This window comes from Mesorhizobium sp. M0938, from assembly GCF_040319125.1.
GTDB classification, from domain to species: Bacteria; Pseudomonadota; Alphaproteobacteria; order Rhizobiales; family Rhizobiaceae; genus Mesorhizobium; species Mesorhizobium robiniae.
In genome coordinates, this window is sequence record NZ_JAMYNS010000022.1 from 14095 (window position 1) to 31681 (window position 17587).

The following is a 17587-nucleotide window of genomic DNA, read 5'->3' on the forward strand; positions in this document are numbered from 1 at the left end:
GGCAGATCGCCTGCGTCAGCAGGTTATTCCCTTGGGAATCGGTGAGGACCGGCGTCCGATCCTCCACTGCATTTCATGCCGAACCCCTGTGCCTCTGTTCCTGCAATTGGGACGGGCGTATTCTTGCCGCGATCGAATGATCTGAACTTATCTCGGGGAGGAGATGGCGATGGGCGAGGCAACGCGTCACGACGCTTGGCAGGCCGGAGATAGCTACGACCTCTATATGGGGCGATGGAGCCGTCAGATCGCTCCACTGTTCCTGGATTGGCTCGATCCAGCGGACGGGCTGGATTGGCTGGAGGTAGGTTGCGGAACCGGGGCGCTGTCGGCAGCCATCCTGGCGCGCTGCAATCCCAGGAGCCTGGTGTCCATAGACCCATCGGAAGGTTTTCTCGCCAAGGCGCGCGCAAACGTGCCTGACGAACGCGTCCGGTTTCTCGCAGGCGATGCGCAGGCGTTGTCTGTCGAACCGAGCAGCAAGGACATGGTCGTGTCGGCGCTTGTTCTCAACTTCATCCCCGACAAGGAAAAGGCACTCGCCGAGATGCGGCGGGTGGCCCGCCGTGGAGCGACGATCGGGTTCTATGTGTGGGATTATCCCGGCGGCGGCGTGGAATTCATGCGGGCCTTCTGGACCGCTGCGACTGCTCTTGATCCCGGCGCTGTCGACCTTACCGAGGACAGGCGCTTTCCGTTCTGCACCCAAGACGGATTGACCGATCTCGCGGAGAAGGCCGACTTGGTTTCCATCGACGCCACCCGGATTGAAATGCCGGCTGTGTTCAAGGACTTTGACGACTACTGGTATCCCTTCACCCTGGGCGCGGGACCGGCGCCCGGCTATTGCATGAGTCTCGAGCCCGCAGCTCGCCAGAGATTGATGGAGAGCCTCCGCGATAGTCTGCCGCGCGGCGAGGGCGGGTCCATCCCCTTGAAAACCAGAGCCTGGGCAGTCAAGGCCAAGGTTCGCTGATACCCGCGAGCCCACGTCCCGCCGGACTGGCAGGCCGCCAACGATAGGCTGTCCTGCGCAAAGTTCGGGTTGACCGGCCGTGTAGGTGAAGCGACAATTCGTCCAGCCGAGATCGTCATGCCGGCGTCAGGAAGGAGATACGATGGACGAGCCCGATCGGTGGCGTCACATGTCGAGCGCGCCAAGGGATGGCAGTCGAATCCTTGTCACGGTTCGGCCGTCCGAACAGGGTCCGGCGGAAGTCGACCTGGCTTACTGGTCCCGAGCCGACCAGTTCGGCAGTGAGGGCTGGCGTGCTTCCGACTCGTCGCCTGGACGCGTGGTTGAATACGCCGAACCCGAACTGAAATGCTGGATGCCGCTGCCGACAGCCAATCTGAGCAAGGGTTCATTGCCCAGCCCCTGGGACGAAGAAGATGTCCCGCTGCTGGATGGGTCGGGGATATAAGGCTGGCGCGCGATCGTCTGATCCGCCTCGACATTCCTGATTAGAAGTTCGCTCCGACCTTCAGGCCCACCGCGTGGCTGTGGCCGTCGCCGTCGAGCCCCAGGTTAAGGCGGTAGTCGAGCCCAAGCTGCCAGTCATCGCCGAGTTCGGCGTCGAAGCCCGCCTGCAAGGTCAGGTAGTCGCGGCTCATGGGATCGATCTCCAGCGCATAGGGTAGTCCGCCCGAAAGGTCGGCATAGCCAATGCTGGCAAGGCTCGAGCCCGCGAAATCATGCGTGTATTCCAGCCTGGCGCGCGGCACCAGCGCGCCCCAGTCTGTCGGCATGTGGTATTCCATTCTAAGACCCAGCACGCCGGCCACCATCTCCGCGTCCTGGTCGCCAAAGGCGAGGTTGTAGGGTCCCGCACCCGTCTCGGTGAAGGCGTCAAGCCGAGACCAGGAGGCCTCAACCCGCGCATAAGGCGACAGAAGCAGGCCGTCCCTGCGATGCTCGTAGCCTGCCGAGAGCGAGCCGAAGAACTGGTGCCCGTCGCGCCCGCCTTCCGCGAAGCCGCCCGTATCGGTGACGAAGCGGTGGCTGTCGAACTCCAACCGGCTAAAGCCAAGGAGCCCGTCCAAGAAGATCCCCGCCATCGGCTGATAGCTGCCATAGAGGGCGGCACTGAAGGCCTGCGCCTCGCTTTCAGTGCCGTTGTCTCCGACATCAACGGCGTCGCGTCCATAGCCGATGCCGATGCCGCCGACAAACTTCGGCGAGAAGCGCCAGTCGACGCCGGCGCTAACGCCGACAAGTGTCTGGTCAAGCTCGAGCGCACCGTCCTCGCGGCTGCCGAAATTGACGAAGCCGCCGGCCCAGAAGGCCATCCTGCTAGCGCTCGCGGCTCCGCCGCTGCCGCCGGCCGGTGCTCCGGGGCCGCCGAGAGGGAAGCCGAACGCGCGAGCGTCGCCGCCTTCTTCACCCGCATAGGCCAGCGGTTCGTCTTCTCGCTGCAGACCGATCCGCAGATCGATCGATGCGGCACGGCGATCGCTTTCGTTATGCAACCGCTCCAGCCGGTCGTTAAAGTTCCCGATCTGGGCGTCTGCGAGACGGCGGGCCGAATCCACCTGAGCCGTCAGCAGACCGATTACCTCGGGATCTTCCGAGGGGTCGGGCCGTATCGTCACGCTGAAGGTGATGGTCGCCGGCGCCGACACGCCCCAGGCATTGGACAGCGTATAAGTAATGGCGACTGCGCCGCTCGCCGTCTCCGTGGCGGCAAAAACCAGATCGTAGTTGCCGCCGCTGCCTTCGATGCTGGCGGTGCCGGCGGCTGCCGGAGGATGAGAAACGATCGCTGCTCCCGTGAAGGGCGAACCCGTTGCACCCTCAGTCAGGCTTGCCCGGCCCGTCGTGCCCGCCAGGATCTCTACCGTGCGGCTGGAAGCCACCGGGACTGGGGCACCGATGACGAGCGTGTAGGAGGCGGAGCCGGTGAAGCCGAGGGCGTCGGCGGCTTCGATGGTGACGGCAAAACTCCCGGACTCGCTCGGTGTGCCTGTGAGCGACCCGTCTGCGGCAAGCGTCAGTCCCGCGGGCAACGCACCGGATGTCAGCGCAAAGCCGTAGGGAGCCGTACCGCCTGTCGCCGACAATCCTTGCGCATAGGCGACACCGCCGGTGCCGCCAGGCAAGGAGGAAGGCGTGAGCGTGATCGCCGGAGCGCCGATGGAAAGTGCGTAGGCCTGGACGCCGGTGAACCCGTTCGCGTCAGTCGCGGTTACGGTGAAATTGAAATTTCCAGCGGTGGTCGGTGTGCCTGCGAGCGACCCGTCAGCGCCAAGCGTCAGCCCGGTGGGCAGCGTACCGGCTGTCAGCGCGAAGCTATAGGGAGCCGTGCCGCCTGTTGCCGACAGTCCTTGAGCATAGGCGATACCGCCGGTGCCATCGGGCAAGGTGGAAGGCGCCAGCGTGATCGTCGGAGCACCGATGGACAGCGCATAGACCTGGACGCCGGTGAAGCCGTTCGCGTCAGTCGCGGTTACGGTGAAATTGAAATTTCCAGCGACGGTCGGTGTGCCGGCGAGCGACCCGTCAGCGGCAAGCGTCAGCCCGGTGGGTAGCGTACCGGCTGTCAGCGCGAAGCTATAGGGAGCCGTGCCGCCTGTCGCCGACAGTCCTTGGGCATAGGCGATACCGCCGGTGCCATCCGCCAAGGTGGAAGGCGCTAGCGTAATCGTCGGAGCACCGATCGACAGTGCATAGACCTGGACGCCGGTGAACCCGTTCGCGTCAGTTGCCGTCACGGTGAAATTGAAGCTTCCAGCGGTGGTCGGGGTTCCCGTCAGGTCGCCCGCGGCCGACAGGTTCAGCCCCGGCGGCAGTGTGCCGGCCGTAACCGTGTAAGCGTAAGGCGCCACCCCGCCGGAGGCGGAAAGCGCCTGCGCATAGGCGGTACTGCCGGTGCCATCGGGCAAGGTGGAAGGCGCCAGTGTGATCGTCGGAGCACCGATGGACAGTGCATAGACCTGGACGCCGGTGAACCCGTTCGCGTCCGTTGCCGTCACGGTGAAATTGAAGGTTCCTGCGGTGGTCGGTGTTCCCGACAGGTCGCCCGCGGCCGACAGGTTCAGCCCCGGCGGCAGTGCGCCGGCCGTAACCACATAGCCATAGGGCGCTGCTCCGCCGGAGGCGGCAAGAGCCTGTGTATAAGCTATACCGCCGGTGCCGCCGGGCAGGGTGGAAGGTGCAAGCGTGATTGTCGGAGCAGCGATGGACAGCGCATAGACTTGCGTGCCGGGAAAACCGTTCGCGTCAGTTGCCGTCACGGTGAAATTGAAGGTTCCTGCGGTGGTCGGGGTGCCCGACAGGTCGCCTGAGGCCGACAGGCTCAGTCCTGGCGGCAATGCGCCGGCGCCAACCATATAGTCATAGGGTGCCGCCCCGCCGGAGGCGGAAAACGTTTGCGCATAGGCGATACTGCCGGTGCCATCGGGCAAGGTGGAAGGTGCAAGCGTAATTGTCGGAGCAGCGATGGACAGCGCATAGGCCTGGACGCCGGTGAAGCCGTTCGCGTCAGTTGCCGTCACGGTGAAATTGAAGCTTCCAGCGGTGGTTGGTGTGCCTGTGAGCGACCCGTCAGCGCCAAGCGTCAGCCCGGTGGGCAGCGTACCGGCTGTCAGCGCGAAGCCATAGGGAGCCGTACCGCCCGTCGCCGACAGCCCTTCAGCATAGGCCATACCAGCGGTGCCATCCGTCAGCGTGGAAGGCGCCAGCGTGATCGCCGGAGCAGAGATGGACACTGCATAGGCCTGGGCGCCGGTGAAACCGTTCGCGTCCGTTGCCGTCACGGTGAAGTTGAAGGTTCCGGCGGTGGTCGGTGTTCCCGTCAGGTCGCCTGTGGCCGACAGGTTCAGCCCCGGCGGCAGTGCGCCGGCCGTAACCACATAGCCATAGGGCGCTGCTCCGCCGGAGGCTGCAAGAGCCTGTGTATAAGCGATACCGCCGGTGCCGCCGGGCAGGGCGGAAGGTGCAAGCGTGATTGTCGGAGCAGCGATGGACAGCGCATAGGCTTGCGTGCCGGGGAAACCGTTCGCGTCAGTTGCCGTCACGGTGAAATTGAAGGTTCCTGCGGTGGTCGGGGTGCCCGACAGGTCGCCTGAGGCCGACAGGCTCAGCCCTGGCGGCAATGCGCCGGCGCCAACCATGTAGCCATAGGGCGCCGCCCCGCCGGAGGCGGAAAACGTTTGCGCATAAGGGACACCGGCGAAGTCGCTGGGCAGGGCCGAAGGTGCCACCATGATCGTCGGAGCACCGACGGAAAGCGCATAAGCCCGGGCGCCGGTGAAACCGTTCGCGTCCGTCGCCGTCACGGTGAAATTGAAGCTTCCAGCAGTGGTCGGCGTGCCTGCCAGCGTGCCGCCGCTGGTTAGTGAAACACCCGGAGGCAAGGCGCCTGCCGAGACTGTAAAGCTGTAGGGCGCAGTGCCGCCCGTGGCGCTAACGGACTGTGAATAGGCGTTGCTGGCCGTCGCCGAAGGCAGGCTCGGCGGGCCTACTGTGATGGTGGGCGAGATATAGGTGAACCCGCCGGTCAGAGTGCTCGAACCCGACAGGGTGGTGACTGTGACGTTCCTGCTGCCGGCGGTGTTTGCCGGCGTCGTTCCGGTGATTGTCGTGGAGTTGACGACGGTTGTGCCGATGAGCGCGGTGCCCCCGATGGTCACGCCTGTGACGTCGTTGAGGTTTACGCCTGTGATGGTAACCGAGGTGCCCCCGGTCACCGGTCCGCTCGTCGGCGAGATCGACGTCAGCGACGGCACGCCCGGTGGAACGTAGGCGACGGTAACCTGTCCAGCCACGTTCCCGCCGCGTGGTCCTCCATTGGTCGTAAGATCATACATTCCGTACTGGATGATGTCGATATTATTGCTCGGCTGGGTTACGTAGGTCGCCGTGCAGTTGGTCGTCGCGAATGGAGCGAGCGGAAGGGCGGGCGCGCAATTGACCGTCCCCAACGGGTGGTTCATGGTGAGGGCGACCGAGTTGATGATCGCGTTCTCCTGGTCGACCCGGAAATGGAAGGTGATGGTCTGGCCGGGGCCTGAGAAGGTGCTGGGAGTCGCCCCCGTAATCGTAACGCCCGCAGCCGCGGGCAAGATTAAGGCGGCCATGAAGATGAAGAGCGCGCCGACACGCACCAGTATTGCAGCCGCAAGACGCGCCGAACCGAACATGCCCCAACCCCCCGATCAGGTATTGCCAAGCAGCCGAGAAGAACCCGTTGCCCATAGCATTGCCTGAACGCCTGTCTAACACAAACGCGTGTAGGGTCAACGGCCTACAACCGTCGTTGCCTTGGTATAGACAGAAAGATTTCTTGCCGTTCTCAGGAGCCAGGATGGCGCTCGGATGAGCGAAGCTCCCGAACCGTCCAAGACAGGCTATTGGCACCGGGTATGACCGGCTGAGAATGACGTAATGAGAGATGCAGTTGGTTGATAGGCAGGCAGGACAGATCTTCTCTGTTCTGCCCTGTTTGCCAAAACTTGGCTCTCCCCACTTGGGGGGAGATCGGCAAGCTTCGCCGCCGGTTCGTTTCAAGCCCCTCAGAACAGGAATGCAGCCGTGGCGGGATTCGGCCCGGTGCGACCGTCTGGTGAGTCTATTCCTCGAATGAGCTCGAGGTCGGCCGCGTCCAGCTCGAAGTCGAAGACGTCGAAATTGGCGGCGATCCGGTCCTGGTGGATCGACTTTGGAATGACGATCAGCCCTTCCTGAAGGTGCCATCTGATGATCACCTGCGCCACGGACTTGCCACGCTTTCCGGCGATGCTTTCAAGGGTCGGGTCGCTCAACAGTCGGCCGCTGCCCAGCGGGCTCCAGCTTTCGATGCGGATGTTGTGCGTACTATGAAAATCTCTGGCGTCGCGCTGTTGGAACCGGGGGTGGAGTTCGATCTGGTTGACGACGGGAACGACCCCCGTCTCGCCGATGATCCGCTCGAGATGGTCCCGGTTGAAATTCGAAACCCCGATCGACTTGATCCTGCCGCCATTCCTAAGTTCGATTAGCGTTTTCCATGCCTCGACGTATTTATCCTGGCTGGGCACTGGCCAGTGGATCAGGAACAGGTCGAGCTGTTCGATCCCGAGCTTGTTCATCGTCTCGTCGAAAGCCCGAAGGGCGGCGTCGCGCTGGTGCGCGCCGTTGCGCAGCTTCGAAGTGATGAACAACTCGCTCCTCGGCACGCCGGCCGTGCGGATCGCTTGCCCGACGCCTTCCTCGTTCTGGTAGCCTTCGGCAGTATCGATCAATCTGTAGCCCGCCCCGATGCCCCAACTCACCACCTGCGCCGTAATGGCTGGATCGACCTGCCACACGCCAAGGCCGATCTGGGGAATGGCGGAGCCATCGTTCAATGATATCTGTTCAGGCATATTCAGGTCCTTTTACAATGGGGACTACAAGGGGGGGCGCTGCGGAGCGTTCTGCCTCGGCGCACAGTCTATCTAGTCTCGATGTTCGCCAGGGCGAGTCGATGGCTCGATAAATGTCCTAATCGAAGCCGGGGCGAGATCCTGGATTTGGGGATGGCACGCCAACCCGGATCAATCTCGAAAAGTCCGGCGAAAGGCCCGACTCCCGCGCGCGGCCGTCGATATGGGCTAACTGCCTCAAAACCGACATTGGCAAGCGGCTGTCGAGCGCACCCCGTGCATACGCATATTCGGGAAGATAGCCATTGACGATCAGGCGCCAGTCAAGAGGGACCACGTCACCGACGGCTCGCATCATCTTGACGATCGTGGTCGTGCAGTTCGTCGTGATAGAATTATAGAACTCAGGCGTCGCGGAAAGTGCATTTGCGTCCGAAACGTATTCCAGCAAGAGCGCCCGGGCTGCGTCTGGCGACATTTTTAGCCGATAGATTTGGACGTCCTCTCCCCGAACGTTTGACCTGACGCCGCCGACGTCTCGCTCGTCGGCCGCGACAATGACCAGCGGATTGCTCTTGAACAGGTCTGCGACGGGTGAAAATTTGCCGCCTCCATGCCGCCGCACCTCAATCGACCAGGCAAGATAGTCACCTCCGGCAAAGCCAAAGCTTAGGATGACATGGGCAATATTAGGTCCGGACCAATAAGACATGAACAGGTCGACGGTCTGAACCCTGGAAAGGTCGTAGGTCCGCATCGTCCAGCGCTCGGTGAAATCAGTGTCGCTACGCCATTCGAAGTCTCGCACGTCAGTCAGCGTCAGCAGATTGCCGTCGCGGATGCCGGTCACCTGACGGGCGACTTCGGGCGCCCAGTCCGCGTGATCGAAAGGCCTGATGGTGCTCCACCAAACCAGCACCACAGCAAACGCAGCCGCAAACAGGACGAACGCCCTGTTTCGAAACCGGCCGAAGAGCGCGATGACGGTAGCGAGGCCGAACAAGACGAAAAGGACGCCGGCCACAGCCCGTCCAGGCTCGGCCACGGGCAGGCGATACCACATGGCAAGTCCGCCCCAGGCAGACAAGATTGCGACGGCCAGCGAAAGGACGATGGCAAGCGAGACCCGAGCGATGCGACGCATTCATTCCCCCTGATGCGCTGCTCTCCGGCTGTCTGGCATTGCCTGGACGCCATCGCGGGACATTCGAAGGCAACTCTACATCTCTATATTGAAGCACCAATGGCCCCGATACCAGCTGTCGCCGCGGATTTCGCAGGCATGAAGCGAGCGACAAGGTGCACGCGCGAAACGAGCGCGCTCGGCATCGGCCGTTCGATCAAACGATGACCTGGTGCGTCCGCCTGGCTACGTCACCGAGCGATCACGGGTTCCATCCGCCGCTGCCGTATTGTCGGGTAATGATCTCGAGAAGGTGACCGTTCGGGTCCTCGAAGTAAACACCGCGGCCGCCGTCGTGGTGATTGATTTGCCCCATCTGCGTCCGGCCGGGGTCAGCCCAGTACGGGAGGTTCCGTTCACGAATCCTATCGAAGATCCCGTCGAACTCGGCTTCGCTGACCAAGAACGCATAATGCTGCCGCCTGATTTCGCCGTCTGTGTCCATGTAGTCGAGGTTGGCGCCGTTTTCGGTCGTGACCATCTGGAAAGGTCCCCAGCGCCTCGGGGCTGGAAGACCAAGCATTTCCGCCAGGAATTTTGCCGACGCCTCGCTGTCGCGGGCCGACAGTATCGTGTGGTTGAAATCGATAGCCATGCATCACTCCCTTTGATCTTTCCTCGCACGTCGTTGTTTTCACGACTGAAGAGATCCGTACGAGATGGGGTCGAAGGCCATATTGCTCAAGCGGGCGTGCCAACATACCCGATGACCTGCGGACGCTGTCGAATGAGAAGGCTTCTCACCGGAAGTCGGTCATTCGGTGGATGTCGGCCGAACCCAAACAATGATATCCTGCGGGGAGCATTCGGGGAGGAAACTGCATTGACCCGCTTGGAAGCCGAAGGGGCGAGAGGTTGGTCGAATCTGCTGCTCGCGGCAGAGAGAGGCGATGCGGAGACCGTTCGAGCGGAGTTGGCGGCCGGCGCCAATATCAACGAAGCGGACGGCGGCGGCTGGTCAGCGCTTCATCTCGCAGCCCTCAACGCCCGCACCGCGGCGGTCGAGGCGTTGATCGAACACCCAGCAATCGATGTGAATTCCAGAAACACATGGAAGAGCACGCCTTTGAGCCTCGCTTCGGCCAAGGGCCACTACGCATCCATTCTAGCTCTCGTGAAACATCCCGAAATAGAGATCGATGCACGAGCCGAATACTACGGCAGAACGGCCCTTATCGAAGCAGCAAAGAACGGGCATCTGGACGTCGTTAAGTTGCTTGTCGAAAATGGCGCCGACGTGAATCTGAGTGACAAGACCGGAAGAAACAACGCGCTTATCGAGGCTATCAAGGGACGGCACTACGACGTCGCGGGATACCTGCTTGATTCCAGGAAAATGAACTTTCTCAACAAGGATATGAGACTGAACGCCCTGATCTGGGCTGGAAGCTGCCATAACCCTCAACTTATTGAAAAGCTGGAGACCTCGATTCATACTTTCTTCGAAGGCAAGTGAAGGGTCTTCGCGACCGGTTGCAATTGCCATTTGTAGTTACCGGACGAAGAAACAGGTAATCCTCCGATTCGGAAGGCTCGTCAGCCCTTCGCGATAAGCGCGCTGCTACTCACGATGTCGGGGCAGGGCGCCGACCGGGCCGGCCTCATATGCTGCAAGTGCTTTGGCGACGCCGGCAGTGAAGTGTTCAATATTGCTCGCATGTTCGAACGCTATCCCGGTTTGCGCAAACTCCAGTGGCGAATAGTCAGGCGCTATCCGCTTGATCTCTGCGATAATGCTCTGGGCTTCCTTGAGATCGCCGAGTTGCGCATGGCACGCCGCGAGCCGTGTCAGCCGCCAGGGTGTCTTCAATGGGAGCTTCGACATGCTACGGAGCGCGGCCTTGTAGTCTCCTGAAGAGTAAAGCGCGATAGAGCGATCATAGTGGTACCAATCAGGATGGATCGGATTGATCCGTATCGCACTGTCAAGCGCCGCGAGTGCTTCAAGAGGCCTGCCTCTCATCGTGAGCAGGTATCCCATTTGGGCAATCGTATCGGCGTCATACGGATTGAGGTCGAGCGCGCGTTGAAGATGATGTTCGGCTGCTTCGAACCGACGGGCTGAGAGGAGAGCCTGGGCGAGTACGCGATGGCAGCGTGGCTCTTCCGGCGCCAGGATCACCGCACACTCTGCGCGGTCGATCACTGAACCAAGCAACGCTGGGGATGCCTCAGCATAGCCACCGATAATGAGATCGGCGAGCGCGATGTAGGAATGCGCCAAGGCATAGGTCGGGTCCTTCTTGACCGCTGCCTGGAAAAGATTGCGTGCAGCCTCATTGTCGTCATCACCATAGCCGCGCAGCCGGGCCAGTCCACGCAGGAGAAGCTCGTATGCGGCCAAGCTGTCCGTAGGCTTTGGGGTTGCTTGTTTAATCGCTGCGTCGTCGAGCCGAGCGACCAGCCGGTTCACCACACGACGAGCGATTTCTTCCTGCATATCGAAGATCTGGTCGCCAGACGCAGAAAAATTATCGCTCCAGAGAACTCCACCCGTCGAGGCGGTAATGAGGCTGACGGTGACCCGCATGCCGTCTGCGCGAGTCGCCGCCCTGCCACGGACCAAATAGGTTGCGCCAAGGCTGTCGCCAATGGCGCGCCAATCGGAAGCGGAATCCGAGACAAATGCAAATCCGGAATTGCGCGCCAGCACCACGACCGTTCCAAAGCGAGCCAACGCATTGACAACGTCCTCGGCGAAGCCGTCAACCAGAGGGGTGTCTTCCGGCGCACCTTCGTTGCTGAAGCGCAGTACGGCAACGCTCGGCTGTCCAGAGCGCTCTGGCTTTGGCGCATCGAGAAGAGAAAGGACGTAGCCGCGTTTGGCTACCGTGCGGATAATGGTTTGGCTTTCGTCCTGCAGCGCCTTTCGCAACTCCCTGACGGCTTGCGTCAGTGAGTCCTCTGTCACGAAGACATCAGGCCACACCGCCGACATCAGTTCTGACTTGGTCGCGACACGTCCAATATTCCTGCTGAGATAGGTTAACAGATCAAACGCCTTGGAGCGGAGGGCAACAGGTTTCCCGTCGCGGAGAAGGAGGCCGCGCGCAAGATCAAGCTCGCAACTGCCAAGTGCCAGAACGTGCTCTGGATTTTCTTGCGACATCGAATGCCGACCTGATCAGCCTAACTAGACGCTGCCTGATTGGGGTCTCAATTCGCTCAGACGTCAAGGGATCAAAGGAATTTGATTCGCCTTCACTTTGGCTGGAAGCCATCCGCCTCTCCATGGCGATGATCTCGAGCATTTCGAACATCGTTCCAGGCATGGGCGCACAAGGCGACGCAGCCATAACGCAAGATACATATTCGAGGAGTTCTTGCCGGGCGGCTTGGCGCGTATTCTCATTCAGTGACATAGTCGACCTCATCCGGTTCTTTCTCGAGAACAATGAAGCCAAAGAACGGGCGCGTACCGGAAGATTTCTGAAATTCTGCTGAATCTGCCGTAGCAGGGGTTTCCTCGATCATTCAACCAATAGGTTGACAATCGTAAACGCAGGTCTATATTCAACTACATGGTTGAATTAGAGACGCCCCAGATGGACTCGGTCTTTCACGCGCTTGGCGACGCCACCCGCCGGCACATGCTTCGTGATCTCGCCGGTGGCGAGCGAACGGTGAGCCAGTTGGCGCAACCCTTCGCCATGTCACTCGCCGCCGCCTCCAAGCACATCAAGGCGCTGGAGAACGCAGGGCTTATCCGCCGAGAGGTGAGGGGCCGGACGCATGTCTGCCGGCTCGAACCCGCACCGCTGGCCAGCGCCCATCAGTGGCTGGGCTTCTACGAGCGCTTCTGGACCAACCGTCTCGATGTTCTCGAACGCCTCCTTCGCGAGGAGGACGCACGCAAAGTCCAGGATCATTCAAAGAAATCGCCCAACTCAAGAGAAGGAGACGACCGATGAACCAGATGAAAAGCATCGAAGCCTATGGCGAGTTGACCGAGCCCGCCACGTTCACCATCCAGCGTCTTTTGCCCGGTCCCATCGAGCGCGTCTGGGCTTATCTCACCGAGAGTGACTTGCGCCGGCAGTGGATGGCTGCGGGCCAGATGGAAATGAAGGCCGGCACCTCGTTCGAGCTCGTCTGGCGTAACGACGAGCTGACCGATCCGCCTGGCCAGCGCCCCGCGGGTTTTCCCGAAGAGCATCGAATGGAGGGCCGCATCACCGAGCTCGATGCGCCGCGCAAGCTCGCCATCACCTGGGGAAACACCGGCGGGGTTTCCTTCTTGCTGGAGCCGAAGGGCAACGATGTGCTGCTCACCGTCGTTCATCGGCGGCTGCCGGAACGCGCAACCCAGCTCAACGTCACCGCTGGCTGGCACACGCACCTCGACATGCTGGCCGCCCGCCTCGCGGGCAAGACGCCGACCTCGTTTTGGGATGGCTGGAGCCGCCTGCGCGAAGAATACGACCGCCGCCTGCCGGCCTGACACGATCGCGTCGGCCACCCCTTAAGTCACGCCCAGCCTCCACCCGCATCCGCCCCTGGAGGCTCGCACACCAGCAACGAACCGACGATGAAACGTGCTTGCATTCCGCAAGCCCGATGGAGGAAGTCATGCGCAAATTGATTACCGGAATGAAGATTTCCGTCGACGGCAAGATCGAGGGACCGGAGGGATACGCGGATTGGGTCGACGCATGGTCGGAGGAATACGGCCTGATGCCGCAAATCGACGCCTGTCTACTCGGGAGCGCCATGTATGCCGGCTACGAGCGCTATTGGACCGCGATACAGAATGAACCGGACAAGCCGCTGCCGATGACCGGCAAATTGCCGACGCCGGCCGAGCTCGAATGGGCCCGCTTCGCCGAACAGACCCCGCATTATGTGCTGTCGAGCACGATGACTTCGGCGCTTTGGCCAAAGACGCGCTTCGTGCGGACCTTCGACGACATCGCTGCCCTCAAGCAGCAGCCCGGCAAGGACATCTATCTCATGGGCGGCGCCCGAATTACCGCGAGCCTCATCGATGCCGGGCTGGTGGACGAACTCCGGCTGATCGTCTATCCGCTGCTCGCCGGCGAAGGAAAGGCGCTGTTTGGAGCAACGCAAAATCGTCGCGGGCTCGAACTGCGGAAAGTTGAGCAGCTTCCCGACAGGCGTGTGAGCCTGGTCTATGGGATTGGCTAACTCAGCCTGTCTTCGCAGACTTCGCAGCGCCGAGGTGCAGGCCGTCCATGAGGAGCGAGACCCGCCGGCGCGAGGCGACCAGCAACCGCTTTCGTGCAATCGGCGTCAATCGGCTTTTGAGGATGCGAAAGATCTGGAACATGTTCAGGCTGATGAAGAACATGTTCCACACAACCACGTTAAGCATCGGCTCCGGCTGGCTATAGAAATATGTTGCCAGGCAGCAGGCCGCCACGATCGTCAGGAGGCGCAGCCGCAGCATATCCATCGTGAAATACGCGATCACATACAGAATGTTCGCGATGTTGACCAAGAGTTCCATAGTCATGTCCTTCCGGCGGCGCCTTCTCCGACGTTCGCCGACCCGTTACTTTCTCGGAGCGCAACACAGGGCGGCGAGCGCCGCCCTGCGTAGAACAGTCGAGACCTGCGCTTACTCGCCGCCGAAATCGGCTTTGAAGGTTTCGAAATCCACCTGGAGGCCGTTCAATACCGTGCTCCAGTGGCGCACATAGGCTGCCTGCACGACCGCTTCGGCGACTTCCTCGTCCGTCGCGCCGGCTTTCTTGGCGAGGCTCGTTTCGAGCCAGATGCAGTATTGGCACGGGATCTGCGCCGCGACCGCGAGGTTGATCAGCGACTTGACTTTGGGATCGAGCTTGTTGCTCGGGTCCGCTGCCAGGCCCTTACTCATGGCCCAGGCGCCGGCGATGGCACTCTTGGGGTACGCCTTCGTGTAGCCTGGCAGGAAACCGAAGGTCGCCTGGATGTCACTATAGGTCTGTTCGGGCGTCGGCATCTGCTGGGCTTGGGCCGGCGCTGCGAAGGCGAGGGTGGCAAGAGCGAAAGCTGCAGCGAGGTAGGTCAGTTTCATGATCGTTTCCTTTCAGGTTCACCCCCTTTGAAGGCAGGCGAACGGGTTCGAGCGGACCTGGTGGTCCGGCCGGGTTCTTAAATTCCGAAGCTTTTCAGTGGCTTCGAGCGAAGTGCTGCCGCTGGGACCGGGCACATCCATGTCGAGGACGGCTTCGGCCCAATATCGGCTGCGTCTCCAAATGTTTGCCGACTCGGGCTCGACGTTTTGTTGAGCAGTGAGCCGAGTTCCACTTGGGTGGCTGGTGTCTATGCGGGAGGACCTTGAGCGAACAGGTCAGCTTTGGAAGGAAACGGTCCGAAACGGACATGTCGGCGCGCAAGCCGATGTCACGCGCCAGATGGCGTGCGCCATCTTTATCCGGCGGCAGCCTGGAAAAACGCTTGCGGAGGCGGAAGCATGCGGCGGCGGTACGCGGCTGGCGAAAGACCGACCAGTTTCTTGAACAGGCGACGGAAACTCGACGCCTCGGCGTAACCGACCTCGCCAGCTATGTCGTCCGGCAGGGTTTCGGTGGTTTCGAGAAGATGCTTGGCTTCTTCGATGCGCAGCGTCTGGATATATTCGATGGGTGATTGGCCGGTGGCGGCGCGAAAGCGACGCAGGAAGCTGCGCTCGGTAAGCCCGCTCTGCTCGACCATCGTCGCGACCGGATTGGCGCTGGCATAATTGTCAGCTGCCCACAGTTGCGCGGCGCCAATCAGAGGGTCCTTGTGCTGGCGCGTGACCGTGAGTGAGGCGAAGGGGAGCTGCCCGTCGGCGTGCCACTGCAGAAGGAAGAACTTTGCAATGCGTCTCGCTTCCTCCAAGCTGTGGACGCGGGCGATGAGATAAAGCAGCAGATCGTGCCAGGACGTCGTGCTGCCAGCCGTGATGATGCGGTGACCTTCGCCGGCCGGCACCAGCACGCGCTCCTTGCGCAGCTTGATCTGCGGAAACCGGCTGCGGAAATCGTCGTCCCAGGCCCAATGTGTCGTCGCATCCTCGCCATCCAGCAGGCCGGTCAGCGCAAGCAAGGTCGAACCCGTACAGACGGAGCCGACAATGGCGCCTTTGGCGTGGGCTCCGCATATCCAGTCCGCAATGGCGGAATAGGTGTTGGGCACTGGTTCTCCCGGCATGACCGCCAGGTCCGGTATGATGACAATGTCGGGGGAGGGATGATCGGCGAACCGGCCATCGGGGTGGATCGTCAAGCCGTTGAACGTACGGAACGGCTGGCCATCCATGGAGAGCACAACCGGCTTGAAGACCGGGGCGGGGCGCTGCCGGTGCAGGAGTTGCCAGGCGAGCCCGACCGAGGCCATGACTTCGTAGATGCCGTAGACAACCGATGCGGCCGCCTCCGGCGTTGCGACAATCGCAATCGCCAGGGGATCGTCGGGGTTGCGCTGCTTCATGTCCGTTTCGCACCGTCTTGGCCAAAATCGAGGTTAGCATTTTATGAGGGGTGCGAACAGTTCTGGCGCGACTGTCCCGGTTGCGGGGCAGGAGTCCCGTGAATTTCGGCGCCCAATCGATATCACAAGCACTATCTACCAAGGCGAATTGGAGGCTTGCCAAGTTGTAGGATGACCGTATGATAGGACTCCATGATCACGAATCGCCTATCTCAACGCGAAGCTTCTGGCGCAATTGAACTGCCTGTGCAGTTGGCGGCTGATGCGCTGATCGACGGACAGTCGCCACTGGCAGAACGCTACCTCATCGATTGGAGCCGCGACAGGCGCGGAAGCGCCCGCTTCATCGTGCGCCCAGGATCCGTGGAAGACGTCCAGGCGTTTGTGAGATGGTGCTTACAGAGCGGTGTCGCCATCGTCGTGCAAGGCGGCAACACCGGACTTGCCGGCGGCGCCATTCCCGACAATTCGGATTATGCCGTGCTGTCGCTTGAGCGTCTCAACCGGATACGCTCCGTCGATCCGCTGGACTTCACGCTGCAAGCTGACGCCGGTGCAGTGCTGCAGGACGTCAAGGACGCCGCTGAGGCATCCGACATGACCTTCCCTCTCGCGCTTGGCGCGCAGGGATCGTGCACGATCGGCGGCAATGTTGCGACCAATGCGGGCGGCATCAATGTGCTGCGGTACGGCATGACGCGTGATCTGGTGCTTGGGCTTGAGACGGTCCTGCCGGACGGCACACTGTCGAACGGCATGAATGGGCTGCGCAAGGACAATCGCGGCTACAGCCTGAAGCAATTGATGATCGGCTCGGAGGGAACGCTCGGGATCGTCACGGGCGTAGAGGTAAGGCTCTCGCCCCGGCCGACGCAGGTCGAGACCGCCTATGTCGGACTGGGCAGCTTCCGCCAGGCATGCGAGCTTTTCCGCATGGCGCGGCATCTCTGCTCCGACCTTCTCAGCGCGTTTGAGGTCATCGGCGAGGAGTGCCTGCCGCTGGCCCATCTCATCGATCCGAACCTGCGCTCGCCGTTAACGCAAGCGTGTCCGGTTCATGCGATCGTCGAACTCGCCTGCGGGCCAGGGATAGATGCCGGCGGACTTCTTGAAACGATGCTGGCGCGCGCCCTAGAGACCGACCTGATCAGGGACGGCGTCGTCGCGCAAAGCCGCTCCCAGGCCGCCGCATTCTGGGCCATCCGGGAGGGCCTGGTCGAGGGGCAGGCGCGGCGCGGCTTCCATGTCCGCACCGACCTCTCGGTTCGCCTCAGCGAAGTGCCGAAGCTGATTGAGCAAGCACGCGCGTGTATCGTGCGCGAGTGGCCAGACTGGACATCCCTAACCTATGGCCACGCGGGCGATGGAAACATCCATTTCAACGTGCTGCCTCCCATCGATTGCGCCCCCGGCGAAGCGAGGAGCGTGGGCCAGGCGGTTTTGACCCGACTTTATGAACTGGTCGGAGCGCTCGGCGGCTCGTTCAGCGCCGAGCATGGCGTCGGTCGCAGCCGCAGCCATGTGTTCTGGGCCGGTCTGTCGCAGCGCGAGCGGCAGCTACATACTGCGATCAAGGCAGCCTTCGATCCGGCAGGCCTGTTCAATCCCGGATGTCTCATGCCTGATCGGGGCGATTTGTAG

The 17587-nt window shown here is 61.7% G+C and carries 15 protein-coding genes; 7 read left to right on the forward strand and 8 right to left on the reverse strand.

Annotation, left to right across the window (positions count from 1 at the left end; translation table 11 throughout):
* The first annotated feature begins 163 nt into the window (after positions 1-163).
* Together NKH73_RS28295 and NKH73_RS28300 are read left to right on the forward strand one after the other, a co-directional pair.
* The gene (locus tag NKH73_RS28295; protein ID WP_352937848.1) at positions 164-976 is read left to right on the forward strand and encodes a class I SAM-dependent methyltransferase; all 813 of its coding nucleotides are present in this window, start codon (positions 164-166) and stop codon (positions 974-976) included.
* A 142-nt stretch (positions 977-1118) separates the two neighbouring features.
* Complete coding sequence (locus NKH73_RS28300; RefSeq protein ID WP_023799134.1) at positions 1119-1424, forward strand: hypothetical protein; 306 nt, start codon at positions 1119-1121, stop codon at positions 1422-1424.
* A gap of 40 nt (positions 1425-1464) precedes the next feature.
* Here NKH73_RS28300 and NKH73_RS28305 read toward each other — a convergent pair whose 3' ends face one another.
* The 4 genes from NKH73_RS28305 to NKH73_RS28320 form a co-directional block, all read right to left on the reverse strand.
* A complete protein-coding gene (locus NKH73_RS28305; RefSeq protein WP_352937849.1) occupies positions 1465-6141 on the reverse strand; it encodes a putative Ig domain-containing protein in 4677 nt (1558 codons plus the stop codon).
* A 372-nt stretch (positions 6142-6513) separates the two neighbouring features.
* On the reverse strand, positions 6514-7344 hold the full coding sequence (locus NKH73_RS28310; protein ID WP_352937850.1) for an aldo/keto reductase: 831 nt from the start codon (positions 7342-7344) through the stop codon (positions 6514-6516).
* Positions 7345-7462: 118 nt separating this feature from the next.
* Positions 7463-8488 carry an Lnb N-terminal periplasmic domain-containing protein gene (locus NKH73_RS28315; RefSeq protein ID WP_352937851.1) on the reverse strand — a complete coding sequence of 342 codons (1026 nt, stop codon included), beginning with the start codon at positions 8486-8488 and terminating at the stop codon, positions 7463-7465.
* Between the two features lie 241 nt (positions 8489-8729).
* Positions 8730-9122, reverse strand: coding sequence for a VOC family protein (locus NKH73_RS28320; protein WP_352937852.1), 393 nt, complete (start codon positions 9120-9122; stop codon positions 8730-8732).
* A gap of 228 nt (positions 9123-9350) precedes the next feature.
* On the opposite strand from NKH73_RS28320, the gene NKH73_RS28325 reads away from it, so the two are divergent.
* Positions 9351-9983: an ankyrin repeat domain-containing protein gene (locus tag NKH73_RS28325; RefSeq protein WP_352937853.1), complete on the forward strand. Its 633-nt coding sequence runs from the start codon at positions 9351-9353 to the stop codon at positions 9981-9983.
* A 105-nt stretch (positions 9984-10088) separates the two neighbouring features.
* On the opposite strand, the gene NKH73_RS28330 is transcribed toward NKH73_RS28325, so the two are convergent.
* Positions 10089-11636 carry a winged helix-turn-helix domain-containing tetratricopeptide repeat protein gene (locus NKH73_RS28330; protein ID WP_352937854.1) on the reverse strand — a complete coding sequence of 516 codons (1548 nt, stop codon included), beginning with the start codon at positions 11634-11636 and terminating at the stop codon, positions 10089-10091.
* Between the two features lie 412 nt (positions 11637-12048).
* Here NKH73_RS28330 and NKH73_RS28335 point away from each other — a divergent pair, with 412 nt between their 5' ends.
* The 3 genes from NKH73_RS28335 (at position 12049) to NKH73_RS28345 (ending at position 13672) form a co-directional block, all read left to right on the forward strand.
* The gene (locus NKH73_RS28335; RefSeq protein WP_352937856.1) at positions 12049-12438 is read left to right on the forward strand and encodes an ArsR/SmtB family transcription factor; all 390 of its coding nucleotides are present in this window, start codon (positions 12049-12051) and stop codon (positions 12436-12438) included.
* Positions 12435-12968, forward strand: coding sequence for an SRPBCC family protein (locus NKH73_RS28340; protein ID WP_352937857.1), 534 nt, complete (start codon positions 12435-12437; stop codon positions 12966-12968). Before NKH73_RS28335 ends, NKH73_RS28340 begins: the two co-directional genes overlap by 4 nt.
* 128 nt (positions 12969-13096) lie before the next feature.
* Positions 13097-13672 carry a dihydrofolate reductase family protein gene (locus NKH73_RS28345; protein ID WP_352937858.1) on the forward strand — a complete coding sequence of 192 codons (576 nt, stop codon included), beginning with the start codon at positions 13097-13099 and terminating at the stop codon, positions 13670-13672.
* Between the two features lies 1 nt (position 13673).
* On the opposite strand, the gene NKH73_RS28350 is transcribed toward NKH73_RS28345, so the two are convergent.
* From NKH73_RS28350 to NKH73_RS28360, 3 genes are all read right to left on the reverse strand, one after another.
* Positions 13674-13994, reverse strand: a complete 321-nt coding sequence (locus NKH73_RS28350) for a hypothetical protein (protein ID WP_352937859.1) — start codon at positions 13992-13994, stop codon at positions 13674-13676.
* Positions 13995-14105: 111 nt separating this feature from the next.
* Complete coding sequence (locus NKH73_RS28355) at positions 14106-14546, reverse strand: carboxymuconolactone decarboxylase family protein (RefSeq protein ID WP_352937860.1); 441 nt, start codon at positions 14544-14546, stop codon at positions 14106-14108.
* 356 nt (positions 14547-14902) lie between these two features.
* Complete coding sequence (locus tag NKH73_RS28360; RefSeq protein WP_352937861.1) at positions 14903-15946, reverse strand: GlxA family transcriptional regulator; 1044 nt, start codon at positions 15944-15946, stop codon at positions 14903-14905.
* A 192-nt stretch (positions 15947-16138) separates the two neighbouring features.
* Here NKH73_RS28360 and NKH73_RS28365 point away from each other — a divergent pair, with 192 nt between their 5' ends.
* A complete protein-coding gene (locus NKH73_RS28365; protein WP_352937862.1) occupies positions 16139-17587 on the forward strand; it encodes an FAD-binding oxidoreductase in 1449 nt (482 codons plus the stop codon).

Excerpts from the sequence above, each read along its gene's own strand:
- NKH73_RS28295 (WP_352937848.1), top strand. The coding sequence starts at position 164 with ATGGCGATGGGCGAGGCAACGCGTCACGACGCTTGGCAGGCCGGAGAT.
- NKH73_RS28300 (WP_023799134.1), top strand. The coding sequence starts at position 1,119 with ATGGACGAGCCCGATCGGTGGCGTCACATGTCGAGCGCGCCAAGGGAT.
- NKH73_RS28305 (WP_352937849.1), bottom strand. The coding sequence starts at position 6,141 with ATGTTCGGTTCGGCGCGTCTTGCGGCTGCAATACTGGTGCGTGTCGGC.
- NKH73_RS28310 (WP_352937850.1), bottom strand. The coding sequence starts at position 7,344 with ATGCCTGAACAGATATCATTGAACGATGGCTCCGCCATTCCCCAGATC.
- NKH73_RS28315 (WP_352937851.1), bottom strand. The coding sequence starts at position 8,488 with ATGCGTCGCATCGCTCGGGTCTCGCTTGCCATCGTCCTTTCGCTGGCC.
- NKH73_RS28320 (WP_352937852.1), bottom strand. The coding sequence starts at position 9,122 with ATGGCTATCGATTTCAACCACACGATACTGTCGGCCCGCGACAGCGAG.
- NKH73_RS28330 (WP_352937854.1), bottom strand. The coding sequence starts at position 11,636 with ATGTCGCAAGAAAATCCAGAGCACGTTCTGGCACTTGGCAGTTGCGAG.
- NKH73_RS28335 (WP_352937856.1), top strand. The coding sequence starts at position 12,049 with ATGGTTGAATTAGAGACGCCCCAGATGGACTCGGTCTTTCACGCGCTT.
- NKH73_RS28340 (WP_352937857.1), top strand. The coding sequence starts at position 12,435 with ATGAACCAGATGAAAAGCATCGAAGCCTATGGCGAGTTGACCGAGCCC.
- NKH73_RS28345 (WP_352937858.1), top strand. The coding sequence starts at position 13,097 with ATGCGCAAATTGATTACCGGAATGAAGATTTCCGTCGACGGCAAGATC.
- NKH73_RS28350 (WP_352937859.1), bottom strand. The coding sequence starts at position 13,994 with ATGGAACTCTTGGTCAACATCGCGAACATTCTGTATGTGATCGCGTAT.
- NKH73_RS28355 (WP_352937860.1), bottom strand. The coding sequence starts at position 14,546 with ATGAAACTGACCTACCTCGCTGCAGCTTTCGCTCTTGCCACCCTCGCC.
- NKH73_RS28360 (WP_352937861.1), bottom strand. The coding sequence starts at position 15,946 with ATGAAGCAGCGCAACCCCGACGATCCCCTGGCGATTGCGATTGTCGCA.
- NKH73_RS28365 (WP_352937862.1), top strand. The coding sequence starts at position 16,139 with ATGATCACGAATCGCCTATCTCAACGCGAAGCTTCTGGCGCAATTGAA.